The organism is Mycobacterium sp. TKK-01-0059 (genome assembly GCF_000709305.1).
GTDB classification, from domain to species: Bacteria; Actinomycetota; Actinomycetes; order Mycobacteriales; family Mycobacteriaceae; genus Mycobacterium; species Mycobacterium intracellulare.
In genome coordinates this window covers 83217-109202 of the sequence record NZ_KL446993.1, presented here as the reverse complement: position 1 = coordinate 109202, position 25986 = coordinate 83217, and the positions used below count along the sequence as shown (strand labels likewise).

Here is a 25986-nt window from a genome sequence, read left to right as displayed (position 1 = left end):
GGGGCGATCGGCGCCGACCCACTAAATTGAGCGTCAGGCGCGCGGCCCGTCAGGGTCGATCCGGAACCATCCGGCCCCTCAGGAAGCGAAGGTGGAGCTAACTCATGGCCAATCCGTTCGTCAAGGCGTGGAAGTACCTCACGGCGCTGTTCAACGCGAAGATCGACGAGCACGCAGACCCCAAGGTGCAGATCCAGCAGGCCATCGAGGAGGCGCAACGCACGCACCAGGCGCTGACCCAGCAGGCCGCGCAGGTCATCGGCAACCAGCGGCAACTCGAGATGCGGCTCAACCGTCAGCTGGCGGACGTGGAAAAACTTCAGGTCAACGTGCGTCAGGCCCTGACGCTGGCCGACCAGGCCACCGCCGCCGGGGACGCCGCCAAGGCCACCGAATACAACAACGCCGCGGAGGCGTTCGCCGCCCAGCTGGTCACCGCCGAGCAAAGCGTCGAAGACCTCAAAACGCTGCACGATCAGGCGCTGAGCGCGGCCGGACAGGCCAAGAAGGCGGTCGAACAGAACGCCATGGTGCTGCAGCAGAAGATCGCCGAGCGCACCAAGCTGCTCAGCCAGCTCGAGCAGGCCAAAATGCAGGAACAGGTCAGCGCCTCGCTGCAGTCGATGAGCGACCTGGCCGCCCCGGGCAACGTCCCCAGCCTCGACGAGGTGCGCGACAAGATCGAGCGCCGCTACGCCAACGCGATCGGGGCCGCCGAGCTGGCGCAGGGTTCGGTGCAGGGCCGGATGCTCGAGGTCGAGCAGGCCGGCGTGCAGATGGCCGGCCATTCCCGCCTCGAGCAGATCCGTGCCTCCATGCGCGGCGAGGCGCTGCCGACCGGGGGGACGCCCGCGGCGGGGACCACGCCCGCCACTCCGGCGCCGGCGGAGAGCGCCGGCGGTGCGGTCAGCGAGAAGCCACTTGGCCAGTAGTCCGGTCTCATGGCGGTGAACGCGCCGCGGCCCCGCCTGTGGCGCGCGCTGCTGCACCGCGGATTGGCCACCGCCGCCGACGTTTCCGACCTGGTGGCCCGCAAGATCAGCGCGGCCGCGGATCCGCGCGCACGCCAGCTGCGCCGTCGCCGCCGCGCGCTGCGGTGGGGCCTGATCTTCGCCGCCGGGTGCGCGTTGTGGGCGGTGGTGACGATCTTGCTCGCGGCCTGGGGATGGTTCGCGTTGCTGCTGGAGATCACCGGCGGGGTCGCGGTCGTCATGGCCATTCCGGCCACCTTGCTGCTGCTGCGCTACCGCTGGCTGCGGTCCGAGCCGCTGCCGGTACCGCGGACCACGACCGCGCGCCGGCTGCCGCCGCCGGGTTCGGCGGCGCGCCCCGCCATGTACGCGCTGGGCGCCTCCGAGCGGGGATTCTTCTCGCTGGTGGCCGTGCTGGAGCGGGGCGCGATGTTGCCGACGGCCGAGATCCGCGACCTGACCGCGGCCGCCACCAAGACCTCGGCGGCCATGGCGTCCACGGCCGCACAGGTGGTGTCGATGGAGCGGGCGGCGCAGGCCAGCGAACAGTCGCGGTCGTATCTGGTGCCCACCATTAACGCGTTCACCGCGCAACTGAGCGCCGGTGTTCGCCAATACAACGAAATGGTCACCGCCGCAGCGCAATTGGTGTCCTCGGCCAACGGTGACGGGCTCACCGAGTCGCAGCGCTACCGCGCGGAGCTGGCCGGGGCGACCGACCGCCTGCTCGGTTGGGCGCAGGCGTTCGATGAACTCGGCGGACTGCGCGGCGCCGGCTAGTCTTCCGGGCGCGGGCCGTAGCGCTCGATGTACGACTGGTGCATGCGGGCGTCGCGCTTGCGGGCCAACTCGTCGACCAACTCGGGATCCAGATCGTGCACGGCCAGCATGTGGCGCCGCCACACCTTGTTCAGCGCGTGCGAAAAGTACACAAACGGAATGAGAATCGGCAGCGTCATGCTCAGATGCACGTCGAGCGTCGTCGGGATCAGCCAGAACGGCGCCAGCACCACCACCGCCGGCACCGCCACGCGGCGCATCATCCGCGCGCTCGCGCCCTTGCCGGCCAGGTCGTTGCGCACCCAGTCGCGCATCGAGTCCGGTAGCCGGCCACCGCAGCAATAGCGGACGAACTGCCAGAAATTCGGCCGCGTGCGGGCGGCGTCCCGGTTTATCATCGTGCCCCCGCTCAGAACGCCGCTTTCAGCGACGGCACCACCAGCGCCGCCAGGCCGCGCGCGGTGGCCTTGAGCATGTCGAAGAAGTCAAAGTAGTCCCGCCACAGCGTGATTCGCCCGTCGTGCACCTCGAACACACCGCACACCCAGAACTGCAGCCGCAGGGGGCCGAAGATCAGCGCGTCGGTGCGTTCGGTGAGCACCGCGCCGCCGTCGGCCGCGATGCGGTGGATCTTCACCTCGAAGGCCGCGCGGCCCTCCATCTGGCGAAACAGCTTCATGGCCCTGGCGCGGCCATGGATGGTGGGCAGGCCGACGTTTTCGTAGACGAGGTCGTCGGCCAAAGCGGCGTCGGCGGCCTCGTAATCGGCGTCCTGCAGCGCGTTCAGGAATCCCTCGACCGTGCGGGTGTTCGCCACGGTTGTCCCAGTCAGCTCGGTCATCTTGCCAGCGTAGGCGAGCGTGGCGGCCGGGCGCTGTGGCAGGGTGAACCCGATGCGTGTCGCCGTGGTCGCCGGGCCCGATCCCGGGCATTCGTTCCCGGCGATCGCGCTGTGCCGGCGCTTCGCCGAGGCGGGCGACGAGCCCACGCTGTTCACCGGCGCCGAATGGATCGACACCGCCCGCGGCGCCGGCATCGACGCCGTCGCGCTGGACGGGCTGGTGGCCACCGACGACGACGTCGATGCCGGGGCCAGGATCCACCGGCGCGCCGCGCGGATGGCCGTGCTCAACGTGCCCGCGCTGCGCGACCTGGCGCCCGACCTGGTGGTCTCCGACGTCATCACCGCGGGCGGCGGAATGGCCGCCGAGCTGTTGGGGATCCCGTGGATCGAGCTCAATCCGCATCCGCTGTACCTGCCGTCGAAGGGCCTGCCCCCGATCGGCAGCGGGCTGGCGCCGGGAACGGGCATCCGCGGCCGGCTGCGCGACGCCGCGATGCGCGCGCTCACCGCGCGCTCCTGGCGGGCGGGCCTGCGGCAGCGCGCGGCGGTGCGCACCGAGATCGGCCTGCCGGCCGCCGACCCCGGACCGCTGCGACGGCTGATCGCCACGCTGCCCGCGTGCGAGGTGCCCCGCCCCGACTGGCCGCCGGAGGCGGTGCTGGTGGGCCCGCTGCACTTCGAGCCGACCGACCGGGCGCTGGACATCCCCGCGGGGTCCGGGCCCGTGGTCGTGGTCGCGCCGTCGACCGCGTCGACCGGCACCGAAGGCCTGGCCGAGGTGGCGCTGGCCTGCCTGATACCGGGGGACACCCTGCCGCCGGGGGCGCGGGTGGTGGTCTCGCGGCTGGGCGGGGCGGAGCTGACGGTGCCGCCGTGGGCGGTGGCCGGGCTGGGCAGCCAGGCCGAGTTGCTGACGGACGCCGACGTGGTGATCTGCGGCGGCGGGCACGGCATGGTGGCCAAGACGCTGCTGGCGGGGGTGCCGCTGGTCGCGGTGCCCGGCGGCGGCGACCAGTGGGAGATCGCCAACCGGATCGTCCGTCAGGGCAGCGCGCGGCTGGTTCGTCCGCTGAGCGCCGACGCGCTGGTGGCCGCGGTCAACGACGTGCTGGCAGCGCCGGGCTACCGGGCCGCGGCGCGGCGGGCCGCCGCTAGCATCGCCGACGTCGCCGACCCGGTAGCGGTGTGCCACGACGCGCTGGCGGTGGCCGGATGATCCGCGCCGCACCGCCTTATGCTTCGGCGGGAGGCACGCAATGAGGATGATCACGGCGGTCACGGCCGGCGCCCTGCTGGCGGGGCCGGTGTTCGGGGCGGGCGTCGCGCGCGCCGACAGCCCCGAGGAGCAGCAGGCCTGTCAGTTGTTGGACGATCCCGCCGCCGCCGAGCAGGGACTCGCGCCGGCCGAATACGCCTTCATGCGGTTGCGCGCCACGATGTCGGCGCAACACGCCCGCGACACCATGTCCCTCGCGGTCCAGGAGGACTGCCCGAATCACATCATCGACCTGCCGGCCAGCTGGCGGTGACCGGCGTCGCGCCCGGGTGTCCGATCCATGCCCGCTGGGTATGTTCACTGGCGTGCGGCTAACGGAGTTTCACGAGCGGGTGGTGCTGCGCTTCGGTTCCACCTACGGGTCATCGGTTTTGGTCGATCACGTGCTGACCGGTTTCGACGGCCGGACGGCCGCCCAGGCCATCGAGGAGGGCATCGAGCCCCGCGACGTCTGGCGGGCGTTGTGCGTCGACTTCGACGTGCCCCACGAGCAGTGGTGACTCGCGCGCGTTATTCGTATGCCGGATAAGGGTTTTGCCGCAGCACCGTGGCCAGGTGCACGGCATTGCGGGCCGCGTTGGCGGTGGCGGACGCGACCGCGTCCGGGACGTCGTCGAGGTCGGTGTAGTCCGTGCCCTGCATCGCCTCACCGTTCCAGTAGGTGCAGCCCTGCGCGGCGATCGAGAACCCGATGTCGTTGAGCGCCTGAAAGAGGTCGGCCACGATCTTGTGCGCGCCGTCCTCGTTGCCGACGACCGCGGCCAGGGCCACCTTGCCCACCATTGCCGGGCGTCCCGCGTCGTCGGTGTCGGACAGCTCGGCATCCAGGCGCTCCAGGACGCGCTGCGCGACGCTGGACATGTGCCCGACCCAGGTGGGCGTCGACACGATGACGATGTCGGCCGCCTTGATCCTGGTCAGCACCGCCGGCCACTCGTCGCCCGGGCCCATGTCGGCCTCGACACCCGGCAGCAGCGCCAGGTCCACGCACCGCACCTTCTCGCCCTCGACGTCCGCGCCGCGCAGCTGATCGAGCAACTGGTCGGCGAGCAGGTCGCTGCTGGACGGCGCGGGGCTCTTCTTCAACGAGCAGACCAGCGCGAGGGCGCGCAGGGACGGTGCCGAGGTCGGGGCCATGGAGGGCCACATACCCCGGCGCGGCGGCACCAAACGGCGCCCGGCCCTACCGCGGCGGCCGGAGCAGCACGCAGTCGCCGCACAACGAGCCGTCGGGCAGGCGATAGAACAGGCAGCAGCTGCGGCGCCGGAAGCCCAGCCGCGGGCCGGTGATCACGCCGGATCCGGCCAGCACGCCGGTGTCCAGCAGGGACCGGGTGGTCTCGGCGATCGCGCGGCGCAGGTCGGGCCGCGCCGTCAGCAGCGCCCGCGCGGCGCCCACCAGCGCGGAGGCGATGTTGCCCGCGAGCAGCGCCGGCGCCAGCTTGACCCGCAGGCCGGCGGCGAGCGGGCGCATGTGCTCGCTCACCACGGCGCGATACAGCGCGTCCGGTGAATCGGCGGGCATCCCAACGGGTCGGGGCAGTCGTAGCTGCGCGCCGTCGTCGGCGCGTTGCAGGTCGTCGAGCCGGGGGAGAACGCCGTGGCCGATTGCGCACGCGAGCACCGGTGACCACAGCCGGGTGGCGTGGCCGAGGTGAACCAGCGAGGCGCAGATCCGCAGGTCGGTCGTGCGGTAGCGCCGGGCGGTGGCGTCGATCAGGTCGGCGCAGCCGTCGGCGTAGGACTGGGTGACCGGATGCCATCCCGCCGCGTCGCCGCCGACGGTCAGGTCGAAAAAGCCTCCATAGGAAGCCGTTTCGGCCAGCTCGGTGGAGATGTCCATCGCGTCGCGCCCGCCTTTTGAGGAAATCCGCCGCGAAGCCCCGTCGACGCCTTTCGGTGGCCGATGTTGCCACACGCGATGGCGGTGAACGGCGTGTCAGACTTGAATCGAACACCTGTTCGGCTAGTGTGGGGGGCGTTCGGCCAGTCAACTTGTCGGTGGGCTTCTCTAGTGTCACCGCCAACCGACCGATACCGGTCAGACGAACACCGACTATAGGAGAGACACCATGGCGCAAGCCCCCGATCGCGAGAAGGCTCTCGAACTGGCGATGGCCCAGATCGAAAAGAGCTACGGCAAAGGCTCGGTAATGCGTCTCGGCGACGAGATGCGCCAGCCGATCTCGGTCATCCCGACCGGATCCATCGCACTGGACGTGGCCCTGGGCATCGGCGGCCTGCCCCGCGGCCGGGTCGTGGAGATCTACGGCCCGGAATCCTCGGGTAAGACCACCGTCGCCCTGCACGCCGTGGCCAACGCCCAGGCCGCCGGCGGCGTCGCGGCCTTCATCGACGCCGAGCACGCCCTGGACCCGGAGTACGCCAAGAAGCTCGGCGTGGACACCGATTCCCTGCTGGTCAGCCAGCCCGACACGGGGGAGCAGGCCCTCGAGATCGCTGACATGCTGATCCGCTCCGGCGCCCTGGACATCCTGGTCATCGACTCGGTGGCGGCGCTGGTGCCGCGCGCGGAGCTCGAAGGCGAGATGGGGGACAGCCACGTCGGCCTGCAGGCCCGGCTGATGAGCCAGGCGCTGCGGAAAATGACTGGCGCGCTGAACAATTCGGGCACCACGGCGATCTTCATCAACCAGCTGCGCGAGAAGATCGGCGTGATGTTCGGCAGCCCCGAGACCACCACGGGTGGAAAGGCGCTGAAGTTCTACGCCTCGGTGCGCATGGACGTTCGCCGGATCGAGACCCTCAAGGACGGCACCAACGCGGTGGGTAACCGCACCCGGGTCAAGATCGTCAAGAACAAGGTGTCGCCGCCGTTCAAGCAGGCCGAGTTCGACATCCTCTATGGCCGGGGCATCAGCCGGGAAGGCTCGCTGATCGACATGGGGGTGGATCAGGGCTTCATCCGCAAGTCCGGTTCCTGGTTCACCTATGAGGGCGAGCAGCTCGGCCAGGGCAAGGAGAACGCCCGCACCTTCTTGATGGAGAACGACGAAGTGGCCAACGAGATCGAGAAGAAGATCAAGGAAAAGCTCGGCATTGGCGCGGTCGTGACCGATGACTTGTCCGATGACAGCGTCCTGCCCGCCCCCGTCGATTTCTGATCCCTCCCGCGAGGAGCAGGCGCGGGCGCTGTGCCTGCGCCTGCTCACCGCGAGAGCGCGCACCCGGGCCGAGCTGCGCGGCCGGCTGGCCAAGCGGGGCTATCCCGACGACGTCAGCGAGCGGGTGCTCGACCGGTTGGCCTCCGTCGGCCTGATCGATGACACCGACTTCGCCCAGCAGTGGGTGCGGTCCCGTCGCGCGCACGCCGGAAAGAGCAAGCGCGCCTTGGCCGCCGAGTTGCACACCAAGGGCGTCGACAACGAGGTGATCACCGCCGTGCTGGCCGGCATCGACGCCGGCGCCGAGCGGGACCGGGCCGAACAGCTGGTCCGGTCCAAGCTGCGCCGCGAGACGCTCAGCGACGATGACGCGCGGGTGACGCGGCGGCTGGTGGGGATGCTGGCGCGCCGCGGCTACAGCCAGAACCTGGCGTGCGAGGTGGTGTTCGCCGAGCTGGCCGCCGAGCGGGAGCGCCGCCGCGTCTAGGCGGTGACGTGCGGTTTCACCCGCGCCGACCGCCCGCCGTACCATGGCCCCGTGACTTCGACGGTGCGAGAGGCGGTGGCGCGGGGCGCCGCACCGGCGCGCACCTACCAGGTCCGCACCTATGGCTGCCAGATGAACGTCCACGATTCCGAGCGGCTGGCGGGCCTGCTGGAGGCGGCCGGATACCAGCGGGCGGCCGAGGACGCCGACGCCGACGTGGTGGTGTTCAACACCTGCGCGGTCCGCGAGAACGCCGACAACAAGCTCTACGGCAACCTCAGCCACCTGGCCCCGCGCAAGCGCGACGATCCCGAGATGCAGATCGCGGTCGGGGGCTGCCTGGCGCAAAAGGACCGGGACGCGTTGCTGCGCAAGGCGCCGTGGGTTGATGTCGTCTTCGGCACCCACAACATCGGGTCGCTGCCCACGCTGCTCGAGCGAGCCCGGCACAACAAGGTCGCCCAGGTCGAGATCGCCGAGGCGCTGCAGGAATTCCCGTCGTCGCTGCCCAGCGCCCGCGAATCCGCTTACGCCGCTTGGGTTTCCATCTCGGTCGGGTGCAACAACAGCTGCACGTTCTGCATCGTGCCGTCGCTGCGGGGCAAGGAGGTCGACCGCAGCCCCGACGACATCCTGGCCGAGGTCGCCTCGCTGGTGGACGACGGCGTGCTCGAGGTCACGCTGCTGGGCCAGAACGTCAACGCCTACGGGGTGTCCTTCGCCGATCCCGCGCTGCCGCGCGACCGCGGGGCCTTCGCCCGCCTGCTGCGCGCCTGCGGCGACATCGATGGGCTGGAGCGGGTGCGGTTCACCTCGCCGCACCCGGCCGAATTCACCGACGACGTCATCGAGGCCATGGCGCAGACGCCGAACGTGTGCCCCGCCCTGCACATGCCGCTGCAATCCGGGTCCGACCGGGTGCTGCGCGCGATGCGGCGCTCGTATCGCGCCGAGCGCTACCTCGGCATCATCGACCGCGTCCGGGCGGCGATGCCGCACGCCGCCATCACCACCGATCTGATCGTCGGGTTCCCGGGTGAGACCGAGGAGGATTTCGCCGCCACGCTGGACGTCGTGCGCCGGGCCGGGTTCTCGGCCGCCTTCACCTTCCAGTACTCCAAGCGGCCCGGCACCCCCGCCGCCGACCTCGACGGTCAGCTACCGAAAGCCGTTGTGCAGGAACGCTATGAGCGGCTGGTCGCGCTGCAGGAGGAGATCTCGCTGCAGGGCAACCAGGCCCTGGTCGGGCAGACCGTCGAACTGCTCGTCGCCACCGGCGAGGGGCGCAAGGACACCGCCACCGCCCGGATGAGCGGGCGGGCGCGCGACGGCCGGCTGGTTCACTTCGCCGTCGGCGACGCGGCCCGAGGGTCCGCCGACGCGCGGCCGCGGCCCGGCGACGTCATCACCACGGTGATCACCGGGGCCGCACCCCACCACCTCATCGCCGACGCGGGCATCCTGACCCACCGCCGCACCCGGGCGGGTGACGCGCACGCCGCCGGGCGGCGCCCGCGCGGCATCGGCCTGGGCATGCCCGCCGTCGGTCCGCCCGCCGGCCCGGCCCAACCCCTGGGATGTGCACTGTGAAAAAAGAGATGAAAAAAGACGACACACAGCTTGGCGCCCTGCGCACCGAGATCGAGGCCGCCGAACGCCGGGTGGCGCGCGGGATCGATCCCGGCCCGCGGGGTTTCTTCGTGTCGATCCTGGTCTTCGTGCTGCTCGGGTCGTTCATCCTGCCGCACACCGGCGATGTGCGCGGCTGGGACGTGCTGTTCGGGAGCCACGGCGCCGGCGCGGCCGCGGTCGCGCTGCCGTCGCGGGTGTTCGCCTGGCTGGCGCTGGTCTTCGGGGTGGGCTTTTCGATGCTGGCGCTGGTGACCCGGCGCTGGGCGCTGGCCTGGGTTGCGCTCGCCGGCTCGGCGATCGCGGGCGCGGCGGGCATGCTGGCGATCTGGTCGCGTCAGACCGTGGCCGCGGGGCACCCGGGGCCGGGGTGGGGCCTGATCGTCGCCTGGATCACCGTGCTGCTGCTCATCTACCACTGGGCGCGCGTGGTGTGGCAGCGGACCATCGTGCAGCTCGCCGCCGAGGAGCAGCGCCGCCGCGCCGCCTCCCAGCAGCAGTCGACCTCGCTGCTGGACGACCTGGACCGCCCGCGCGACGATCCCGCAAGCGGTACCGGATCGGGCGGCGGCCGCTAGGACTTGCGGCTCAGGGCCTCCACGGCCGCCTGCGCCCACTGCCGCCACTGTTCGGCGTTGGCTTTGGCCTCCTCGGCCTCTTTGGCCCGGCCCGCCGCCGCGGCCTTCTGGGCCTGCTGTTCATATTGCTCGGCGCGCGCCTGGAATTGCTCGGCCCGGGCCTGCGCCTGGGGATCCGACCAATCCGCCTCGCCGGCGTCGCGCACCTTCTTCTCGACCGCGCGCAGCCGGCGCTCCAGCTCGGCGGTGCGCTCCCGCGGGACCTTGCCGATCGCATCCCACTTCTCGACGATCGAGCGCAGCGCCGCCCGAGCGGCGTCGTGATTGCTGGTGTCCAGCTTTTCGGCCTCGGCCAGCAGCGCCTCTTTAGCCGCCGCGTTGGCGCGGAACTCCGCGTCCTTTTCCGCGGTCGCCGCGTTGCGGGCGGTGAAGAACACGTCCTGGGCGGCCTTGAAGCGCCGCCACAGCGCGTCGTCGACCTCCCGGGTCGCCCGCCCGGCCGCCTTCCATTCGGTGAGCAACTTGCGGAACTCGGCGCTGGTGGCCGTCCAGTCGGTCGAATCGGAGAGCTCCTCGGCCCGCTCGCACAGCCGCTCCTTGGCCTGGCGGATTCCCGAGCGTTCCCGGTCCAACTCGGCGAAATGGGCTCCCCGCCGCCGGTTGAAGGCCTCGCGGGCCGCGGAATAGCGCTTCCACAACGCGTCGTCCACCTTGCGGTCCAGTCCGGTGATGGTCTTCCACTCGTCGAGGATCGCGCGCAGCCGGTCGCCGGCGGCCTTCCACTGCGTCGAGGTGGCGGCCAGCTCCTCGGCCTCGGCGGCCAGCGCCTCCTTGCGGGCGGTCTGGGCGGCCCGATGTTCCTCGCGCCGGGAGCGGTCCGCGGCGACGGTCGCCTCGGCGTGTTCGGCGATGCTGGCCAGCCGGGTGGCCAGGGCGTCGATATCGCCCAGCACGGCGGCCGTCGGCAGCGTCTCGGCCAGCTCGGACGCGTGCGCCTTGATCTTGCGAGCGTCCCCGGTGCCCGAGGCCAGCCGCTCCTCCATCAGCGTGACCTCGGTGGCGAGGTCGTCGAATCGCCGGCCGAAGTGGGCGAACGCCGCTTCGCGGTCACCGGCCTGCCAGGAGCCTACGACCCGCTCGCCGGCGGCGCTGATCAGCCACACCGTGCCGTCGTCGTCCACGCGCCCGAACTGGTGCGGATCGCTGGGTGGGGGCGGCACCACGACCGGGTGAGCGGCCGGCCGCGACCCCGAGCCCGCGGGTCGCGGACCGGGACGCGGCCCCGGGCGCGGCACCGGCCGGGCCGATTCGTCGCGAGGCTGGTCAGCCGTCATGCGCTCGTCACTACCCTTTCGCAACCTTCCGCGCGGTTGGCGTACCGCGCGCCTGCCGCGCGTAGCGGCACCGTCTCTTGCATCTGCGGACGTCCCACCCGGGTTTTCCCAGCAGGCGCCTAACAGTATTCAAGCAGCTTGCGTGACCACACGCCGCCACCTTGGTATTCGGGGGCATTCGGGGGCGGGGAACCGGGGCGGCCGCGTCGGCTCGCGCTACCTGTGATGTTCTCTTAGAGTTATCCAAGCGGTCACATAGATTGCTGAAGTAATAATCGAGGGATCGCCCGCGGCGCGGCCGGACGTGTGAAACGTCATAGATTTGTAGCTGAACTGAACGCGAAATGTGCGTGTATTTGCTTGCGCCCCGGGGAAAGCTGGGTCGGACGGTCGTGAGCTCTGGGGGTCGGGGATATGTCGAAAGTTGATGTCGCAGCGTTGATTGCCTTGTGCGCGGCGCTGGCATCGGCGATCGGCGACGTGATCCGTCAGCGCTCCGCGCACGAGATCACCGACAAGCAGGTCGGGCACCTCGAACTGTTCCGCATGTCGCTGCGCGACGCGCGATGGTGGCTCGGCGGCATGGCCGCGGTCACCAATTACAGCCTGCAGGCCGCCGCCCTGGCGTGGGGCTCGGTGGTCATGGTGACGGCCCTGCAGGTGACCGCGCTGCTGTTCGCGCTCCCGATCTACGCGCGGCTCGCCCATCATCGGGTCAAGCCGCGGGAGTGGATGTGGGCGGTGGTCCTGGCGGCCGGGCTGGCGGTGGTCATCATCGTCGGCGACCCGGAGTCCGGCCACCAGCGCGCGCCGCTGCAGACCTGGATCATCGTGGCCCTGGTCATGGCGCCGCTGCTGGTGGGCTGTGTGGTGGCCGCGCGAATCTGGTCCGGCAGCCCGTTCGCGGCGGTGCTGCTCGCGGTGGTGGCGGGTTCCTCGTTGGCGCTGTTCGCGGTGTTGACCAAGGGCATCGTCGAGATGTCCGAGCACGGTGTCGCGCGCGTGCTGACGTCGCCGGAGTTCGTGCCCTGGCTGCTGGTGGCGCTGGCCGGGATGATCTTCCAGCAATCGGCATTCCGCGCCGGCACGCTGACCGCGTCGCTGCCGACGATGACGGTCGCCAAGCCGGTGGTCGCGGGGCTGCTCGGGGTGCTGGTGCTGGGCGAGACGGTCAACGCCAGCGGGGCCGAGTCGTTCGTGCTCGTCGCCGCGGTGTCGGTGGTGATCGTCGCGACCATCGCGCTGGCGCGCGGCGAGGCCGCCGCCGTCGACCGGACCGAATCCGGCGGGGGCGCACCGCGCAGAAAGCGGGCCCGGGACGCATCCGCCGAAGAGAGCTTCGGTCCCTACGGCGAGTGCCTGGTGGTCGCCGACGGCCCGCGCTGCTGACTGGTTCGCTGGTGGCGGCCCGATCACGTTAGTTTGGTGGCGTGCTGAGCGCCATTGCCATCGTCCCGTCGGCGCCGGTGCTTGTTCCCGAGCTTGCCGGGGCGGCCGCCGCCGAGGTGGCCGATCTGGTCGCGGCGACGCTTGCGGCGGCCGCGTTGCTGCCCGAACGCTGGGTGATCATCGGGACCGGCCCCGCCGACGAGGAATTCGGTCCCGACGCCGCGGGCACGTTCGCGGGTTTCGGTGTTGACGTGCGTGTCCGGTTGTCACCGCAGGACGGCGACGAGCCCGAGCCGCTGGCACTCCCGGTGTGCGCGCTGCTGGGCGGCTGGGTGCGCGGCCGGGCGCAGCCGCAGGCCAGCGCGCGGGTCCGCGTCTACCGCGGCGACCACGGCGCCACCGCGGCGCTTCGCCGCGGCCGCGAACTGCGAACCGAGATCGACCGGCGGCCCGAGCCGATCGGCGTGCTGGTCGTCGCCGACGGCGCCAACACCTTGACCCCGGCGGCCCCCGGCGGACACCACCCGGACAACGCCCCCGCGCAAGAGGCCCTCAACGACGCGCTCGCCGACGGCGACGTGGCGGCGCTGACCCGCCTGCCGCCCCAGATCCTGGGGCGGGTCGCCTTTCAGGTGCTCGCCGGCCTGGCCGAGCCGGGGCCCCGATCCGCCAAGGAGCTGTACCGGGGGGCGCCCTACGGGGTGGGCTACTTCGCCGGCGCCTGGCAGCTGTGACGGTGGCCGTGCGACCACTGGCCATCATCGGTCCCACCGGAACGGGCAAGTCGCAGCTGGCCCTCGACATCGCGGAGCGGCTGGGCGCACAGATCGTGAACGCCGACGCGATGCAGCTGTATCGGGGCATGGACATCGGCACCGCCAAGCTGCCCGCCGACGCGCGCCGCGGCATTCCGCATCACCAGCTCGACGTCCTCGACGTCACCGAGACCGCGACCGTCGCCCGCTATCAGCAAGCCGCCGCCGCGGACATCGAGGCGATCGCGGCCGCCGGCGCGGTGCCCATCATCGTGGGCGGCTCCATGCTCTACATCCAGTCACTCCTCGACGACTGGTCGTTTCCCGCCACCGATCCCGCCGTGCGCGCACGCTGGGAGCGGCGGCTGGCCGAGGTCGGGGTGGGGGAGCTGCACGCGGAGCTGGCCCGTCGCGACCCCGCCGCGGCCGCATCGATCCTGCCCACCGACGCGCGCCGCACGGTGCGGGCCCTGGAAGTGGTGGAACTGACCGGCCGGCCGTTCGCCGCCTCCGCGCCCCGGATCGGCGCCCCGCGATGGGACACCGCCATCATCGGATTGGACTGTGACACAACGATTCTCGATGACCGGCTGGCCAAGCGGACCGACGCGATGTTCGACCAGGGCCTGGTCGGGGAGGTCACCGCGCTGCTCGGGCACGGCCTGCGCGACGGGGTCACCGCCTCGCGAGCACTGGGCTACGCGCAGGTGATCGCGGCGCTCGACGCCGGTGGCGGCCCGGACCGACTCCGCGAGGCCCGGGAGCAGACGTTCGTGGGCACCCGCCGCTACGTGCGACGGCAGCGTTCGTGGTTCCGGCGCGACCACCGGGTGCAGTGGCTCAACGCCGACGATCGCGCCGGGCTCGTCGACGGCGCGCTGCGGGCGTGGCGGCACGTATCCTGAACTGGTGAAATTCGCAAAGGGCCACGGCACCCAGAACGACTTCGTGGTGCTGCCCGACCCGGCGGCCGAGCTGAGCCTGACCGGGCCCCGGGTGGCCGCCCTCTGCGACCGGCGACGCGGGCTGGGCGCCGACGGGGTGCTGAGGGTCACCACGGCAGGCGCCGCCGCCGCGGCCGGCGTGCTGGACCGGTTGCCCGACGGCGTGGCCGCCGACGACTGGTACATGGACTACCGCAACGCCGACGGGTCCATCGCCCAAATGTGCGGCAACGGCGTGCGGGTCTTCGCCCACTACCTGCGCGCCAGCGGACTGGAGGACCGCGACGATTTCGTCGTCGGGTCGCTGGCCGGCCCCCGGCCGGTCACCGTGCATCGCGTCGACGGGACCACCGCCGACATCAGCGTCGACATGGGCAAGGCCAACACGCTCGGCCCGGGCGACGCCGTCCTGGGCGGGCGGCGGTTTTCCGGCGTGGCGATCGATGTGGGCAATCCCCACTTGGCCTGCGTCGACCCCGACCTGACCGTCGACGCGCTGGCCGCGCTGGACGTGGCCGCGCCGGTCAGTTTCGACCCTGCCCAATTCCCGGACGGGGTGAACGTCGAGATCCTCACCGCACCGGACGCCGGGGCGGTGCACATGCGCGTCCACGAGCGGGGAGTCGGCGAAACACGCTCGTGCGGCACCGGAACGGTCGCGGCCGCGGTCGCCGCGCTGGCCGGCACCGGGGCGGACACCGGAACGCTGACCGTCCGGGTGCCGGGCGGCGAAGTCGTCGTCACCATCACCGACGCCACCAGCTACCTGCGGGGGCCGTCGGTACTGGTGGCCCACGGAGAAATAAGCGAGGAATGGTGGCGCGAACAGTAGCGTTAAATCAGATGCACGCCACCGACTTTGCGTGCATCATCTCTTATTGCCTATGACACATCCCGAATTTCGCGATCACGCGGTCACGGAGCCCAGCACGGGCGAACTCGCCCTCGAGGATCGGTCGGCGCTGCGCCGCGTCGCCGGCCTGTCCACCGAGCTTGCCGACGTCACCGAGGTCGAATACCGCCAGCTTCGGCTGGAGCGGGTCGTCCTGGTGGGCGTGTGGACCGACGGCACCGCCGCCGACAGCCAGGCCAGCATGGCCGAGCTGGCCGCCCTCGCCGAAACGGCCGGCTCCCAGGTGCTCGAAGGGCTCATCCAGCGCCGCGACAAGCCCGACCCGTCGACCTACATCGGCTCGGGTAAGGCCGCCGAACTGCGCGAGGTGGTGCTGGCGACCGGCGCCGACACCGTCATCTGCGACGGTGAGCTGTCCCCGGCTCAGCTGACCGCGCTGGAGAAGGCGGTGAAGGTCAAGGTCATCGACCGCACCGCGCTGATCCTGGACATCTTCGCCCAGCACGCCACGAGCCGGGAGGGCAAGGCGCAGGTGTCGCTGGCCCAGATGGAATACATGCTGCCGCGGCTGCGCGGTTGGGGTGAGTCGATGTCGCGGCAGGCCGGTGGCCGCGCCGGCGGCAGCGGGGGAGGTGTGGGCCTGCGCGGTCCCGGTGAGACCAAGATCGAGACCGACCGGCGGCGCATCCGCGAGCGGATGGCGAAGCTGCGCCGCGAGATCAAGGACATGAAGCAGGTCCGCGACACCCAGCGCAGCCGCCGGTTGCACAGCGACGTGCCGTCGATCGCCATCGTCGGCTACACCAACGCCGGCAAGTCCAGCCTGCTCAACGCGCTGACGGGCGCCGGCGTGCTGGTGCAGGACGCGTTGTTCGCCACCCTGGAGCCCACCACGCGGCGCGCCGAGTTCGACGAAGGACGTTCGTTCGTGCTCACCGACACCGTCGGGTTCGTCCGGCACCTGCCCACCCAGCTTGTCGAGGCCTTCCGCTCCACCCTGGAGGAGGTCGTCGACGCCGACCTGCTGGTGCACGTCGTCGACGGCTCCGACGTCAACCCGCTGGCGCAGATCAATGCAGTCCGGCAGGTGGTCACCGACGTCATCGCCGACCATGACGGCGCGCCCCCGCCCGAGCTGCTGGTGGTGAACAAGGTCGACGCCGCAAGCGATTTGGCGTTGGCCAAGCTCCGCCACGCGCTGCCCGGCGCGGTGTTCGTCTCCGCGCGCACCGGCGAGGGCATCGACGCCCTGCGCCGCCGCATCGCCGAGCTGGCCGTGCCCGCCGACACGGCCGTGGACGTGGTGATCCCGTATCACCGCGGGGATCTGGTGGCCCGCCTGCACGCCGACGGGCGCGTCCAGCACGAGGAGCACGACGCCGAGGGCACCCGGATCAAGGCCCGGGTCCCGGTCGCCTTGGCCGGCCGGCTGCGCGAGTTCGCCGCCCGCTGAGCCGTCGGCGTAGCGGCCGATTCCCCAGCGCACCGCCGGCGCCGACCCGCCAGCTGCCGACCAACCGTCCGGTTGGTATATGTTTGGCTGCAGAAATCACCGTCGCCGGAGGTCTATTCCATGAGCAGCGCCATCAAATACCAGCGCACTCTTTTCGAGTCAGAGCACGACCTGTTCCGCGAGTCCTACCGGGCCTTCCTCGAGCGCCACGTCGCGCCGTACCACGACGAGTGGGAGAAGGCGAAGATCGTCGACCGCGGCGTGTGGCTCGAGGCCGGCAAGCAGGGCTTCCTGGGCATGGCGGTGCCCGAGGAGTACGGCGGCGGGGGCAACCCGGATTTCCGGTACAACACGATCATCACCGAGGAGACCACCGCCGGTCGCTACAGCGGCATCGGTTTCGGCCTGCACAACGACATCGTGGCGCCGTACCTGTTGGCGCTGGCGACCGAGGAGCAAAAGCAGCGCTGGTTGCCGAAATTCTGCACCGGAGAACTGATTACGGCGATCGCGATGACCGAGCCGGGCACCGGCAGCGACCTGCAGGGCATCAAGACCCGCGCGGTCAAGCAGGGCGACCACTACGTGCTCAACGGTTCAAAGACGTTCATCACCAACGGGATCAACTCCGACCTGGTCATCGTCGTCGCGCAGACCGATCCGGACAAGGGCGCCCAGGGCTTCTCCCTGCTCGCCGTCGAGCGTGGGATGGAAGGCTTCGAGCGCGGACGGCACCTGGACAAGATCGGGCTCGACGCGCAGGATACGGCCGAGCTGTCGTTCACCGACGTGAAGGTGCCGGCCGAGAACCTGCTGGGCCAAGAGGGCATGGGGTTCATCTACCTCATGCAGAACCTGCCCCAGGAGCGGATCTCGATCGCCATCATGGCCGCCGCGGCGATGGAGCAGGTGCTGGAGCAGACGCTGCAATACACCAAGGAGCGCAAGGCTTTTGGCAAGCCGATCGGCAGCTTCCAGAACAGCCGCTTCGTGCTCGCCGAGCTGGCGACCGAGGCGACCGTGGTGCGCATGATGGTCGACGAATTCGTTCGCCTGCACCTGGACCACAAGCTGACCGCCGAGCAGGCCGCAATGGCCAAGTGGTACTGCACCGAAAAGCAGGTGCACTTGATCGACCGCTGCCTGCAGCTGCACGGCGGCTACGGATACATGCGCGAATACCCGGTCGCCCGTGCCTATCTGGACGCCCGGGTGCAAACCATCTACGGCGGCACGACCGAAATCATGAAGGAAATCATCGGCCGCAGCCTCGGCGTATAGCTTTTCGTTTAACGGATCGTCGTCCAGTCGGCGAACGCCCCGCGGGCCGCGGTGGCCGCGCTCGATTGATGAAATCCCGGCCGGCTTTGGGCGCGATATGCGCCGACGCATGGATGGTCGCGATTCGGCCGTGGCCCGGCATCATTTCGACATCGGTGTGGTATCCCTTTTTGTAAAATTCGTGATTTGACTTCGCATTTCTTGTTGGCTGGAGCAAAGTTATGCGAGCCCGGCGATAAGGCGGATCGTGAGCGGGTCCATTCCCCGCGGAAGAACGGCCCGTTTCGCCGGTTATGCAGGTAAGGGCATAGCCGCAGATAGAGCCGTATCCGGAGGCTGGAAGGCTTGGTGAAGGTGCATAGAGGTCACATGCGCAAGCTGATCGGAAGCGCGCTGGTCAGCCTGACGACCACAGCACTAGCCGCCGTATTGCTGGCGCCCGTCGCCACCGCGAGCCCGATAGGCGACGCCGAAGCGGCGATGATGGCCGCGTGGGAGAAGGCCGGCGGCGACACCTCCCCGCTCGGCCCCCGCAAGGGTGACGTGTACCCCGCCGGGGACGGGTTCGCCCTGGACTTCGACGGCGGCAAAATGTTCTTCACCCCGGCCACCGGGGCCAAATTCGCCTACGGGCCCATCCTGGAGAAATACGAGATGCTGGGCGGGCCGGCCGGCAGCGATCTGGGTTTCCCGGCCATCAGCGAAGTGCCGGGCCTGGCCGGCCCCGACAGCCGGGTGATCACCTTCTCGGCCACCGACAAGCCGGTCATCTTCTGGACACCCGAGCACGGCCCGTACGTGGTGCGCGGCGCCATCAACTCCGCCTGGGACAAGCTGGGCAGCTCGGGCGGGGTGCTCGGTGTTCCGGTCGGCGACGAGACCTACAACGGCGAGGTGTCCTCGCAGAAGTTCAGCGGCGGCCAGGTTTCGTGGAACCGGCAGACCAAGCAGTTCACCACCGAACCGCCGGGGCTGGCCGACCAGTTGAAGGGCCTGCAGGTGGCGATCGATCCCACGGCTGCCATCAACATGGCCTGGCGGGCGGCCGGGGGACCCAACGGGCCGCTGGGTGCCAAGCAGGGCGGGCAGACCCCCATCGGCGGTGACGGCATCGTCCAGAACTTCGCCGGCGGCAAGGTGTTCTTCACCCCGGCGACCGGCGCGAACGCGCTTGAGACCGACATCCTGGCCAAGTACGAGTCGCTCGGCGGGCCCGTCGGCAGCGGCCTCGGATTCCCGGTCACCAACGAAACCGAGGGTGGCATCGGCCCGTCCAGCCGGATCTGCACCTTCTCGGCCGCCGACAAACCGGTGATCTTCCGGACCGCCGAGCACGGCGCGTTCGTCGTGCGCGGGGCGATGAAGGCCGCCTGGGACAAACTGCGCGGTCCGGCCGGCAAACTGGGGGCGCCCGTTGGCGACCAGGCCGTGGACGGCGACGTGATCTCGCAGCAGTTCACCGGCGGCAAGATCTCGTGGAACCGGGCGAAGAACACGTTCAGTACCGACCCGGCCAACCTGGCGCCGTTGTTGAGCGGCCTTCAGGTCTCGGGCCAGAACCAGCCGAGCAGTTCGGCCATGCCGTCACACGCCAACAAGTTCGGCTGGCATTCGTGGTGGTGGCTGGCCGCCATTCCGGTCCTGGTGCTGCTGGTGGTGGTGGCGTGGGCGCTGTTCGGATGGCGCCGGCGCCGCTCCGGCGCGGACGGCGCCGCCGGGTATGCGCCCGACCACGGTTATGACGCGCCCTGGGGCCCGGAGGACCCCGACCTCGCGACCGAGCATTTCGCGCCGGGCGGGCCGCGCGAACCCGAGCGGCCGACCGATGCCGCGGCCACCGCGCGGGTCAGCTGGCAGCGTCAGGCGCCCTCGGAGAGCGACTACGGCGTCGAGCAGGAAGACCCCGACGCGATCGACACCGACTCCATCCCCGTCGTCTCGGAGGAGATGCTGGCGGAGGCCGACTATCCCGATGCCGAGGCCGATTACACCGACTACACCGACGCCGTTCCCGAGGTCGCCGAGGCCGAGACCGCCGACGATGCCGCCTACGTCGACGCCGATTACGCCGACGCCGGCTATCCGGAGGACGAGTACGCCGACGACGAGTATCCCGACGTCGCCGTTGCGCACACGCCGCCGGATGCCGACGCCGTCACCGGTGCCCTGGAAACGGCGGCGCCCGAGGATGAGTATCCCGACGTCGCGGTCCCTGAGGCGGAAGTCGAACCCGAGGACGATGTCGCCGCGGAGCCCGACGTGTCCGGGGCCGCAGAGGCCGTGGTGGCCGGCGCAGGGGCGACCGGGGCCTTCGTCGCCGCGCAGCGATCCGGCGGTCGGCACGCCGCCGCGGACGACGCCGAGGACGGCTCGGAGAATGGGCTGGCGGGCCCGGACGGGCGCCCGACCATCCACCTGCCACTCGACGACCCGTACCAGGCGCCCGACGGCTACCCGATCAAGGCGAGCGCCCGGTACGGCCTGTATTACACGCCCGGCAGCGACCTGTACCAGGACACGCTGCCCGAGATCTGGTTGTCCAGCGAGGAGGTCGCGCTGGCCAACGGCTTCACCCGGGCCGACTAGCGGGGCCGCCGGCCGCTAGACCTTGCGGATCACCGTGACGACCTTGCCCAGCACGGTCGCGTCGTTGCCCGGGATGGGGTCGAACGCCGGGTTGTGCGGCATCAGCCACACCTGACCGCCGGCGCGTTTGAACGTCTTGACGGTGGCCTCGCCGTCCAGCATCGCCGCGACGATGTCGCCGTTGTCGGCGACGTTCTGCTGGCGCACGACCACCCAGTCGCCGTCGCAGATCGCGGCCTCCACCATCGAGTCGCCCACCACTTTGAGCAGGAACAGCGTGCCCTCGCCGACCAGCTCGCGCGGCAGCGGGAACACGTCTTCGACGGCTTCTTCGGCCAGGATGGGTCCACCGGCCGCGATCCGCCCGAGAACGGGGACGAACGTGGGCTCCGGCAACGCATCCGACCCGGCCACCTCGGTGGCGGGCGCGGCCACGTCGTCATCGGCGCCGCGGACACCGACGGCCCGGGGGCGGTTGGGGTCGCGGCGCAAATACCCCTTGCGTTCCAGCGTGCGCAGCTGGTGCGCCACCGAGGACGTCGACGTCAGCCCGACGGCGTCGCCGATCTCCCGGATGCTCGGGGGATAGCCGCGGCTGGTCACCGAGGCGCGAATGACATTCAAAATGGTGCGCTGCCGCTCGGTCAGCGCGGAGTCCACGGAGTGCAGCCGGCCGTCCGCCGCGGCCGGGCCGGTGTTCGGGGAAGTGTCGTTGCTGTCGCCCATGGCACTGAATGTAGCCGCACCGCCGACAAGAATCAAACATGTGTTCGACTGGCGTGTCGCCGGGCCTCCCGGGCCGGAAAATCGCCGCCATCGGCCGAATCACAAATGTGTAACTCTTGCCGAGACCGGGTATTTGTGGCTCGTGACAGTGGTAGAGGTCGACGGAGTTGTCGGTGGTGTGATCTAGCGTTTTGCTCGTGCGACACGCTTCGCTCAAATGTTCGGGTTCCGAACACACAAGCGATTAGAGTCGAACACACGAGCGAGAGCTAGTTGACCGGAGGAACGCAGATGACAGTCATCCACACGCTTGCGCCGCGCACCAGCAGTCTTCGGCGCCCGGTCAACGGACCGGTTCAGGGCGTTCGGTACGGCAGGGACGGCCTGGCCCGCTCGCGGCGCCCCGCGCCGTCGCGGCCCGCGGGCGCCCCGACACGCTACTACGGCACCGGGGTCGCGATGTCTGTCGCTCCGCACCGCAGGCGCGCCGTCACCTGGGCGACGACAGTCGGTCTGGCGCTCGCCGCCGGGGCGATCACCTTGTGGCTGGGCCTCGTCGCGAACGTGGGGCAGGCGCTCAACGGCGACTCGACGAATTCGGCCGCCCCCGTCCCGAACCGGCTCGCCGTCGTGCGGGTCGACGCGGGGGAGTCGCTGCAGGATGTCGCTCACCGCGTGGCCCCCGACGCGCCGGCCGCCGCGGTGGCCGATCGCATCCGTGAGCTCAACGACCTGAACTCGCCGACGCTGGTTGCCGGACAAACACTGATCGCCCCGATCGGCTGACGGTCGTTGCGTCCCAACGGCTCCGGCCCGTGGGGTGTGCGGCCCGCGTGGTGCCGCCCCGGGGACGGCGGCTCCGTTAGCCGTGCAGGTCAGCGCACGGGTACGCTCAAAGTTCTGCGGTACCCGGTTGTCGGCACGGTGAAGGAGCGGTCATGCACTGTCCCTTCTGCCGTCATCCGGATTCCCGGGTGATCGACTCGCGCGAAACCGACGAGGGGCAGGCCATCCGGCGTCGCCGATCGTGCCCCGAATGCGGAAAGCGTTTCACCACCGTGGAAACCGCGGTCCTGGCGGTGGTCAAGCGCAGCGGCGTCACCGAGCCCTTCAGCCGGGAAAAGGTCATCAGCGGAGTCCGTCGGGCCTGCCAGGGCCGACAGGTGGACGACGACGCGCTGAATCTGCTGGCCCAGCAGGTCGAAGACACCGTGCGCGCCGTGGCCTCCCCGGAGGTTCCCAGCCACGAGGTCGGCCTGGCCATCCTCGGGCCGCTGCGCGATCTCGACGAGGTGGCGTACCTGCGGTTCGCGTCCGTGTACCGCTCCTTCGAGTCCGCCGACGACTTCGAGCGCGAGATCCAGGCGCTGCGCGAGCACCGCGGAGTGGCCACGCCGGGCTGACGGATCCCGCCGGGCGGCCCGCTAGGCTCGGTGCATGCCCCCTGAGTTGCATCCCGACCTGGCGGCCCTGGCCCCGCTCCTCGGCACGTGGGTCGGCCAGGGCGCGGGCAAGTACCCGACGATCCCGCCGTTCGACTACCTCGAAGAAGTAACGTTCGCCCATGTGGGCAAACCGTTTTTGGCCTACGCCCAGAAAACCAGGGCGGTGGCCGACGGCAAGCCGCTACACGCCGAGACGGGATACCTTCGCGTGCCGCAGCCGGGCCACGTCGAGCTGGTGCTGGCCCACCCGAGCGGCATCACCGAGATCGAGGTCGGCACCTATTCGGTCACCGGCGACCTCATCGACATGCAGATGTCCACCACGACGGTCGGCCTCACGCCTACCGCCAAAGAGGTGACGGGACTGGGGCGTTGCTTCCGCATCGACGGCGATGAGCTGTCCTACACGGTGCAGATGGGTGCGGTCGGCCAGCCGCTGCAGGACCACCTGGCCGCGGTGTTGCACCGGCAGCGCTGAGCGCGCGCCCGCCGGCGGCCGCGGTCAGTCCAGCTGTCGCACACCGTCGTTGACCACCCGCCCGGCCACCGCGACCCAGCCCTCGGCGCTCCAGGTGGTTTCGATGACCGAGCCGCTGCCCTGGGTGATCCGCAGGTTTTGGCTCAGGTAGTCGGTGATGCGCATCGCGGCCGAACCGGTCGCCTCGTCTTCGGCCACACCGAGGTTTGAGGCGAACATGCGCACCCGCAGCGCCCCGGCGGCCCGGTCGGTCCAGGCCCACAGGTAGTGCGCCGTGTCGTCGGGGAAGTCCGTCGGGTCGGCGGCGAGAACATCGTCGGCCGAAGCGAATTCGTGCAACGCGAACTCGGGCGCCCATTCCGCGCGGGCGCTGATGCGGGTGTGGTGTTCGTCGTAGCCCACCTGCACGATTCCCGCCGGTATCCGCAACGTGTTGATCGGCCGACCGTTCTCTCGCAGCCACCACGAGGCGCCGACCGTCGGGTGCCCGGCGAACGGCAGCTCGGTCCGGGGCGTGTAAATGGTGGCGTGCGCGGTCGCGGAGCCCGCGGCCGGACGGTCGACGAAAACCGTTTCGCTGTAGCCCAATTGGGTCGCCACCCGTTGCCGGTCCGCGACCCCGACCTCAGCGGCATCCACCACGCCGAGCGGATTGCCGAAATTGCCGTCCGCGTCGGTGAACACCCGCAACACCGTGACGTCGATACCCATGGCCCGACTGTACGGCCCCGAACCGGGCCACCTCGATCAAGGTGGAATCAGGTGGCGCTGCGTTCGTCGGACCCCATGGCGTTCAGCACGGCGACGCGCGTGGGCGCCGGGCCGCTCACGGCCCGCTCGCCACCACCGGTGCGCAGCAACCCGCGCAGCGCGGCCTGGTCGTATTCGGCGGGCGCGGTCGAATCCATGAAGCGCTCGACGACCTCGATGAAGCGGGCGGGGTCGTCGTGAAAGGGGAAGTGGCCGGAGCCCTCGAAGATCTCGAGCCGCGAACCGGGCATCGCGGCATGGGCCATCCACGCGTGCCGGACCGGGACCACCACATCCTTGGTGCCCCAGACGATCTGCACCGGGATGGCTTCGGTCAAATAACATCGGTCGAGCATGGTGACGATCTGCCCGCGCCAGTCCACCACCGCCCGCAGGGTTCGGCTGAATGCCGCCGACGCCGTCGGTTCCGGCAGGTCGTCGAGGATCCGCAGCACGTTGGGCAGGTCACGGCCCAGGCCGGTGCTGCCCAGCGCGGCGCCCAGGACCCGGCCCACGACCTGAACCGCCGGCAGCACCAGGGGCAATCGCAGCAGGGCGATGGCTTCGCTGCCCATCGGCAGCGAAGCCCACCGCAAGACGAAGTTGACGTCCTTGGTCACGCCGCCGGCGCCCACCAGGATCAGCCGCTCCACCAAATGCGGGAACTGGTAGGCGAATTGCATGGCCACACCGCCGCCCAGCGAATGACCGACGATGGTGGCGCGTTCGATATCGAGCACGCTGAGCAGGTCCCGCATCCCGTTGGCGTATGCGGCGATCGAGTAGTCGGCGCGCGGCTTGTCGGATCGGCCGTGACCCAGCAGGTCCGGGGCGATGACCGTGAAGCGCTGGGCGAGCTTGGCCTGCACGGCATTCCACGTGGTGGAGTTGTCGCCGATGCCGTGGATCAGCAGGATCGCCGGCCCGGAGCCCGCGATGCGGTAGGCGCGCCGGTAACCGTGGATGGTGCGGAACTCGAGTGTGGGTGCGGTCACTTCGCGCACCGGGCGGAGCCTGTTCTTGCGCTTCCGCTCGGTCATAGGGCCAACCTTGCTGTCGGGCCGGGCTAAGGGCGGTGTGGCTGGGTGTTCGGCAGAGGGTCAGGCCTGATCGTCGTCGTCGAACTTCTTCTCCGCCTGCTGGGCGAGAAATCGCTCGAACTCCGCGCCCAGCTCGTCGCCGCTCGGCAGATCCTCGTCGCGCGACAGTAACGATCTGTTCTCCTGAGCGTCGATGAAGGCATCGTACTGGCGCTCCAGCGCGGCCACCACCTGAGCGACCTCTGCGCTCGCCTCGACCTGCTCGTCGATCTTGGCCCGGATCACCTCCGCGGCTTCGGTCAACGCGGTCAGCGGCAGCTCCAGGGACGCGGTCTTGGCGACCTGCTCGAGCAACGCCTGCGCGGCGGCCGGGTAATCGGTCTGCGTGAGGTAGTGGGGGACGTGCACGGTGAAGCCGACCACCTCATGGCCGTGCTGGGCCAGCCGGTATTCCAGCAGGTTGGACGCGCTGCCCGGGACCTGAATCTCGGCGATCCACGGCTGGAAATTGGCGATCAGCTCCGGGTTGTTGGAGTGCGCGGTCATCGTGGTCGGCCGCGTATGCGGAACGGCCATCGGGACGGTGCCCAGGCCGATGGTCTGGCGCACGTTGAGGCGCTCGGCCAGCAAGCGGACCGCGGTGATGAAGCGCTCCCACTTGAGGTCGGGCTCCATGCCGGCCAGCAACAGGAACGGGGTGCCGACGGTGTCGCGCAACGCGTAGAGGCTCAACTCCGGGTCGTCATAGTTGGTGAAGTGATCGGTCTTGAAGGTCATCAGCGGCCGCCGCGAGCGGTAGTCCAGCAATTCGTCGATCGCGAACGACGCGACCAGCTCGGTGTCCAGCACGGCCTTGAGATGCGAGGCCGCCAGCCGGATGGCGTGACCGGCGTCGGAAAAGCCCTCCAGGGCGTGCACCAGTACGGGGCCGCGGCCGTCGGACGTCGACAACTGCGGCGCGGGCAGCTCCAGCTCGTACATGCCGGGCTGGCCCTGCTGGTACTGGTCACCTGGGTCTCGATGGTGATCCATCTTCGATCGCCTCCTCTCGGGGGTCCCTTCAGGGTGCCCTACCAAGTGTCCCCTGAATCAGGCGGGACCCGGATAGAACAGCGAACTCGGTGCCGGCGTTCCCACCGTGGAACGCGATAATTCTCAGGCGTAATCCGGTGAGACCCTATCGGGGGTCCCCTCCGCGGCGTCAGCAAACCCGGTGGCGCACGGCGTCGCGCGGAAGTCGGCTCGCCGCCGCGGCGTCGGGC

Annotated in this window: 28 protein-coding genes; 19 read left to right on the top strand and 9 right to left on the bottom strand. The window is 70.3% G+C overall.

The genetic code is table 11. The features are described from left to right. The first annotated feature begins 104 nt into the window (after nucleotides 1-104). Both pspA and K883_RS00620 read left to right on the top strand, forming a co-directional pair. Entirely contained in the window at nucleotides 105-932 is an 828-nt protein-coding gene (gene pspA / locus K883_RS00625; RefSeq protein ID WP_036453346.1) for a phage shock protein PspA, read from the top strand. Nucleotides 933-941: 9 nt separating this feature from the next. Then, nucleotides 942-1751, top strand: coding sequence for a phage shock envelope stress response protein PspM (locus tag K883_RS00620; RefSeq protein ID WP_008258607.1), 810 nt, complete (start codon nucleotides 942-944; stop codon nucleotides 1749-1751). Here the strand turns inward: K883_RS00620 and K883_RS00615 are convergent. Together K883_RS00615 and K883_RS00610 are read right to left on the bottom strand one after the other, a co-directional pair. Continuing rightward, the gene (locus K883_RS00615; RefSeq protein ID WP_008258606.1) at nucleotides 1748-2149 is read right to left on the bottom strand and encodes a DUF5313 domain-containing protein; all 402 of its coding nucleotides are present in this window, start codon (nucleotides 2147-2149) and stop codon (nucleotides 1748-1750) included. The genes K883_RS00620 and K883_RS00615 overlap by 4 nt on opposite strands. Before the next feature lie 11 nt (nucleotides 2150-2160). Further along, nucleotides 2161-2592: a limonene-1,2-epoxide hydrolase family protein gene (locus tag K883_RS00610; protein WP_020823143.1), complete on the bottom strand. Its 432-nt coding sequence runs from the start codon at nucleotides 2590-2592 to the stop codon at nucleotides 2161-2163. Nucleotides 2593-2644: 52 nt separating this feature from the next. Here K883_RS00610 and K883_RS00605 point away from each other — a divergent pair, with 52 nt between their 5' ends. The 3 genes from K883_RS00605 to K883_RS00595 are packed head-to-tail and all read left to right on the top strand — an operon-like array spanning nucleotide 2645 to nucleotide 4371. Further along, nucleotides 2645-3811, top strand: coding sequence for a glycosyltransferase (locus K883_RS00605; RefSeq protein WP_036455228.1), 1167 nt, complete (start codon nucleotides 2645-2647; stop codon nucleotides 3809-3811). Between the two features lie 40 nt (nucleotides 3812-3851). Beyond that, on the top strand, nucleotides 3852-4124 hold the full coding sequence (locus K883_RS00600) for a hypothetical protein (protein ID WP_179945036.1): 273 nt from the start codon (nucleotides 3852-3854) through the stop codon (nucleotides 4122-4124). Between the two features lie 40 nt (nucleotides 4125-4164). Further along, entirely contained in the window at nucleotides 4165-4371 is a 207-nt protein-coding gene (locus K883_RS00595; protein ID WP_008258602.1) for a DUF3046 domain-containing protein, read from the top strand. 10 nt (nucleotides 4372-4381) lie between these two features. Here K883_RS00595 and K883_RS00590 read toward each other — a convergent pair whose 3' ends face one another. Further along, the gene (locus tag K883_RS00590; protein WP_036453341.1) at nucleotides 4382-5020 is read right to left on the bottom strand and encodes a flavodoxin family protein; all 639 of its coding nucleotides are present in this window, start codon (nucleotides 5018-5020) and stop codon (nucleotides 4382-4384) included. A gap of 34 nt (nucleotides 5021-5054) precedes the next feature. Next, entirely contained in the window at nucleotides 5055-5714 is a 660-nt protein-coding gene (locus K883_RS00585; protein ID WP_036453340.1) for a (2Fe-2S)-binding protein, read from the bottom strand. A gap of 229 nt (nucleotides 5715-5943) precedes the next feature. Here K883_RS00585 and recA point away from each other — a divergent pair, with 229 nt between their 5' ends. Genes recA through K883_RS00565 form a run of 4 tightly spaced genes read left to right on the top strand, consistent with a single transcriptional unit; the run spans nucleotide 5944 to nucleotide 9690 of the window. Next, the gene (gene recA, locus K883_RS00580) at nucleotides 5944-6996 is read left to right on the top strand and encodes a recombinase RecA (RefSeq protein ID WP_008258595.1); all 1053 of its coding nucleotides are present in this window, start codon (nucleotides 5944-5946) and stop codon (nucleotides 6994-6996) included. Continuing rightward, nucleotides 6962-7483, top strand: a complete 522-nt coding sequence (gene recX, locus K883_RS00575) for a recombination regulator RecX (protein WP_036453338.1) — start codon at nucleotides 6962-6964, stop codon at nucleotides 7481-7483. Before recA ends, recX begins: the two co-directional genes overlap by 35 nt. A gap of 51 nt (nucleotides 7484-7534) precedes the next feature. Further along, nucleotides 7535-9073 carry a tRNA (N6-isopentenyl adenosine(37)-C2)-methylthiotransferase MiaB gene (gene miaB / locus K883_RS00570; protein ID WP_086427203.1) on the top strand — a complete coding sequence of 513 codons (1539 nt, stop codon included), beginning with the start codon at nucleotides 7535-7537 and terminating at the stop codon, nucleotides 9071-9073. An 8-nt stretch (nucleotides 9074-9081) separates the two neighbouring features. Continuing rightward, nucleotides 9082-9690: an Rv2732c family membrane protein gene (locus K883_RS00565; RefSeq protein ID WP_036455227.1), complete on the top strand. Its 609-nt coding sequence runs from the start codon at nucleotides 9082-9084 to the stop codon at nucleotides 9688-9690. Here K883_RS00565 and K883_RS00560 read toward each other — a convergent pair. Then, nucleotides 9687-11024 carry a DUF349 domain-containing protein gene (locus tag K883_RS00560; RefSeq protein ID WP_051701133.1) on the bottom strand — a complete coding sequence of 446 codons (1338 nt, stop codon included), beginning with the start codon at nucleotides 11022-11024 and terminating at the stop codon, nucleotides 9687-9689. The two genes, K883_RS00565 and K883_RS00560, sit on opposite strands and share 4 nt — an antisense overlap. 414 nt (nucleotides 11025-11438) lie before the next feature. On the opposite strand from K883_RS00560, the gene K883_RS00555 reads away from it, so the two are divergent. The 7 genes from K883_RS00555 (at nucleotide 11439) to K883_RS00525 (ending at nucleotide 20285) form a co-directional block, all read left to right on the top strand. Then, the gene (locus tag K883_RS00555) at nucleotides 11439-12413 is read left to right on the top strand and encodes a DMT family transporter (RefSeq protein ID WP_020823134.1); all 975 of its coding nucleotides are present in this window, start codon (nucleotides 11439-11441) and stop codon (nucleotides 12411-12413) included. Between the two features lie 41 nt (nucleotides 12414-12454). Beyond that, on the top strand, nucleotides 12455-13147 hold the full coding sequence (locus K883_RS00550; RefSeq protein WP_036453335.1) for a class III extradiol ring-cleavage dioxygenase family protein: 693 nt from the start codon (nucleotides 12455-12457) through the stop codon (nucleotides 13145-13147). 8 nt (nucleotides 13148-13155) lie between these two features. Continuing rightward, a complete protein-coding gene (miaA, locus tag K883_RS00545) occupies nucleotides 13156-14073 on the top strand; it encodes a tRNA (adenosine(37)-N6)-dimethylallyltransferase MiaA (RefSeq protein WP_036455225.1) in 918 nt (305 codons plus the stop codon). Nucleotides 14074-14077: 4 nt separating this feature from the next. After that, nucleotides 14078-14944: a diaminopimelate epimerase gene (dapF, locus tag K883_RS00540; RefSeq protein ID WP_014942560.1), complete on the top strand. Its 867-nt coding sequence runs from the start codon at nucleotides 14078-14080 to the stop codon at nucleotides 14942-14944. Between the two features lie 52 nt (nucleotides 14945-14996). Then, complete coding sequence (gene hflX, locus K883_RS00535; protein WP_014380603.1) at nucleotides 14997-16418, top strand: GTPase HflX; 1422 nt, start codon at nucleotides 14997-14999, stop codon at nucleotides 16416-16418. 120 nt (nucleotides 16419-16538) lie between these two features. Then, entirely contained in the window at nucleotides 16539-17699 is a 1161-nt protein-coding gene (locus K883_RS00530; RefSeq protein WP_036453333.1) for an acyl-CoA dehydrogenase family protein, read from the top strand. 369 nt (nucleotides 17700-18068) lie between these two features. Next, nucleotides 18069-20285, top strand: coding sequence for an LGFP repeat-containing protein (locus K883_RS00525; RefSeq protein ID WP_020823128.1), 2217 nt, complete (start codon nucleotides 18069-18071; stop codon nucleotides 20283-20285). A gap of 15 nt (nucleotides 20286-20300) precedes the next feature. On the opposite strand, the gene lexA is transcribed toward K883_RS00525, so the two are convergent. Continuing rightward, nucleotides 20301-21011 carry a transcriptional repressor LexA gene (lexA, locus tag K883_RS00520; RefSeq protein WP_020823127.1) on the bottom strand — a complete coding sequence of 237 codons (711 nt, stop codon included), beginning with the start codon at nucleotides 21009-21011 and terminating at the stop codon, nucleotides 20301-20303. Nucleotides 21012-21302: 291 nt separating this feature from the next. On the opposite strand from lexA, the gene K883_RS00515 reads away from it, so the two are divergent. From K883_RS00515 to K883_RS00505, 3 genes are all read left to right on the top strand, one after another. Further along, nucleotides 21303-21797 carry a LysM peptidoglycan-binding domain-containing protein gene (locus tag K883_RS00515; protein WP_008258566.1) on the top strand — a complete coding sequence of 165 codons (495 nt, stop codon included), beginning with the start codon at nucleotides 21303-21305 and terminating at the stop codon, nucleotides 21795-21797. Between the two features lie 152 nt (nucleotides 21798-21949). Next, nucleotides 21950-22414 (top strand): transcriptional regulator NrdR, encoded by a 465-nt coding sequence (nrdR, locus tag K883_RS00510; protein WP_008258565.1) that lies wholly within the window; start codon nucleotides 21950-21952, stop codon nucleotides 22412-22414. 34 nt (nucleotides 22415-22448) lie between these two features. After that, entirely contained in the window at nucleotides 22449-22934 is a 486-nt protein-coding gene (locus K883_RS00505; protein WP_036453331.1) for a peroxynitrite isomerase, read from the top strand. Between the two features lie 24 nt (nucleotides 22935-22958). Here K883_RS00505 and K883_RS00500 read toward each other — a convergent pair whose 3' ends face one another. Genes K883_RS00500 through K883_RS00490 form a run of 3 tightly spaced genes read right to left on the bottom strand, consistent with a single transcriptional unit; the run spans nucleotide 22959 to nucleotide 25756 of the window. Beyond that, nucleotides 22959-23645 (bottom strand): PhzF family phenazine biosynthesis protein, encoded by a 687-nt coding sequence (locus K883_RS00500; RefSeq protein ID WP_020823125.1) that lies wholly within the window; start codon nucleotides 23643-23645, stop codon nucleotides 22959-22961. A gap of 47 nt (nucleotides 23646-23692) precedes the next feature. After that, nucleotides 23693-24724, bottom strand: coding sequence for an alpha/beta fold hydrolase (locus K883_RS00495; protein WP_008258562.1), 1032 nt, complete (start codon nucleotides 24722-24724; stop codon nucleotides 23693-23695). A 60-nt stretch (nucleotides 24725-24784) separates the two neighbouring features. Further along, nucleotides 24785-25756: a proteasome assembly chaperone family protein gene (locus tag K883_RS00490; RefSeq protein ID WP_020823124.1), complete on the bottom strand. Its 972-nt coding sequence runs from the start codon at nucleotides 25754-25756 to the stop codon at nucleotides 24785-24787. Between the last annotated feature and the right edge of the window lie 230 nt (nucleotides 25757-25986).

What these genes read in the sequence shown, in the direction of transcription:
- recA (WP_008258595.1), top strand. Translation starts at nt 5,944, where the DNA reads ATGGCGCAAGCCCCCGATCGCGAGAAGGCTCTCGAACTGGCGATGGCC.
- K883_RS00615 (WP_008258606.1), bottom strand. Translation starts at nt 2,149, where the DNA reads ATGATAAACCGGGACGCCGCCCGCACGCGGCCGAATTTCTGGCAGTTC.
- K883_RS00610 (WP_020823143.1), bottom strand. Translation starts at nt 2,592, where the DNA reads ATGACCGAGCTGACTGGGACAACCGTGGCGAACACCCGCACGGTCGAG.
- hflX (WP_014380603.1), top strand. Translation starts at nt 14,997, where the DNA reads ATGACACATCCCGAATTTCGCGATCACGCGGTCACGGAGCCCAGCACG.
- K883_RS00530 (WP_036453333.1), top strand. Translation starts at nt 16,539, where the DNA reads ATGAGCAGCGCCATCAAATACCAGCGCACTCTTTTCGAGTCAGAGCAC.
- K883_RS00490 (WP_020823124.1), bottom strand. Translation starts at nt 25,756, where the DNA reads ATGGATCACCATCGAGACCCAGGTGACCAGTACCAGCAGGGCCAGCCC.
- K883_RS00515 (WP_008258566.1), top strand. Translation starts at nt 21,303, where the DNA reads ATGACAGTCATCCACACGCTTGCGCCGCGCACCAGCAGTCTTCGGCGC.
- nrdR (WP_008258565.1), top strand. Translation starts at nt 21,950, where the DNA reads ATGCACTGTCCCTTCTGCCGTCATCCGGATTCCCGGGTGATCGACTCG.
- K883_RS00565 (WP_036455227.1), top strand. Translation starts at nt 9,082, where the DNA reads ATGAAAAAAGACGACACACAGCTTGGCGCCCTGCGCACCGAGATCGAG.
- K883_RS00600 (WP_179945036.1), top strand. Translation starts at nt 3,852, where the DNA reads ATGAGGATGATCACGGCGGTCACGGCCGGCGCCCTGCTGGCGGGGCCG.
- K883_RS00595 (WP_008258602.1), top strand. Translation starts at nt 4,165, where the DNA reads ATGTTCACTGGCGTGCGGCTAACGGAGTTTCACGAGCGGGTGGTGCTG.
- K883_RS00590 (WP_036453341.1), bottom strand. Translation starts at nt 5,020, where the DNA reads ATGTGGCCCTCCATGGCCCCGACCTCGGCACCGTCCCTGCGCGCCCTC.
- pspA (WP_036453346.1), top strand. Translation starts at nt 105, where the DNA reads ATGGCCAATCCGTTCGTCAAGGCGTGGAAGTACCTCACGGCGCTGTTC.
- K883_RS00620 (WP_008258607.1), top strand. Translation starts at nt 942, where the DNA reads ATGGCGGTGAACGCGCCGCGGCCCCGCCTGTGGCGCGCGCTGCTGCAC.
- lexA (WP_020823127.1), bottom strand. Translation starts at nt 21,011, where the DNA reads ATGGGCGACAGCAACGACACTTCCCCGAACACCGGCCCGGCCGCGGCG.
- recX (WP_036453338.1), top strand. Translation starts at nt 6,962, where the DNA reads ATGACAGCGTCCTGCCCGCCCCCGTCGATTTCTGATCCCTCCCGCGAG.
- K883_RS00560 (WP_051701133.1), bottom strand. Translation starts at nt 11,024, where the DNA reads ATGACGGCTGACCAGCCTCGCGACGAATCGGCCCGGCCGGTGCCGCGC.
- K883_RS00525 (WP_020823128.1), top strand. Translation starts at nt 18,069, where the DNA reads ATGCGCAAGCTGATCGGAAGCGCGCTGGTCAGCCTGACGACCACAGCA.
- K883_RS00505 (WP_036453331.1), top strand. Translation starts at nt 22,449, where the DNA reads ATGCCCCCTGAGTTGCATCCCGACCTGGCGGCCCTGGCCCCGCTCCTC.
- K883_RS00605 (WP_036455228.1), top strand. Translation starts at nt 2,645, where the DNA reads ATGCGTGTCGCCGTGGTCGCCGGGCCCGATCCCGGGCATTCGTTCCCG.
- K883_RS00500 (WP_020823125.1), bottom strand. Translation starts at nt 23,645, where the DNA reads ATGGGTATCGACGTCACGGTGTTGCGGGTGTTCACCGACGCGGACGGC.
- K883_RS00495 (WP_008258562.1), bottom strand. Translation starts at nt 24,724, where the DNA reads ATGACCGAGCGGAAGCGCAAGAACAGGCTCCGCCCGGTGCGCGAAGTG.
- K883_RS00555 (WP_020823134.1), top strand. Translation starts at nt 11,439, where the DNA reads ATGTCGAAAGTTGATGTCGCAGCGTTGATTGCCTTGTGCGCGGCGCTG.
- K883_RS00585 (WP_036453340.1), bottom strand. Translation starts at nt 5,714, where the DNA reads ATGGACATCTCCACCGAGCTGGCCGAAACGGCTTCCTATGGAGGCTTT.